The 620-nt window shown below is 56.9% G+C and carries 1 protein-coding gene; it reads left to right on the forward strand.

Translation table 11 applies throughout. The annotated features are described in order from the left end of the window. The coding region (locus tag AA0535_RS10870) for a TonB-dependent receptor domain-containing protein (RefSeq protein ID WP_264816167.1) at positions 1-620 on the forward strand (620 nt) is incomplete at both ends.

The raw sequence follows: 620 nt of genomic DNA on the forward strand, positions 1-620 counted from the left end.
CACCAGCGGCAGCTACAACTTCGTGGATCCGTCGCAGAATTCGCAATCGGTGCTGAACTCGATCGCACCGCGCAATGTCATCAATGCGCGTACGCAGGAATATTCGGGTGAGGCAACGCTGAGCAAGGGTCTGTTCCGCCTGCCGGGCGGTATGGCCAAGCTCGCGATCGGCGGCAACATCCGTTACGAAGCCCTGAACGACCCGAATGCCAATCCGCTTGACACAGCCAATCCGGCCAATCAGTACACGAGCTATATCAATCCGGTGAATGCCCAGGGCAGCCGCTGGGTCGAATCGGCCTTCTTCCAGGCCGATGCGCCGATCGTGAAGATGCTGGATGCTGAGGCTTCGGGCCGTTACGATCATTATTCTGAAGGTTTCAGCCATTTCTCGCCAAAATTCGGTGTGCAGTTCAAGCCGACCGAAAAGCTGACCCTGCGTGGCACGTTCCAGAAGGGCTTCCGCGTTCCGAGCTTTGCTGAAACCGGTGGGTCGAATGTGGGTTACACCACCTACACGCCCAATAATGCCAACTTCGTCAGCCAGCATCTGAACGCCAACGGTACGCCCAACAACTACGCGCAGAATTATTATATCGGCTCGAACACGGCCGGTAACC

Origin of the sequence: Asaia krungthepensis NRIC 0535 (assembly GCF_025995175.1) — a bacterium.
In the GTDB taxonomy this organism is placed as follows: Bacteria; Pseudomonadota; Alphaproteobacteria; order Acetobacterales; family Acetobacteraceae; genus Asaia; species Asaia krungthepensis.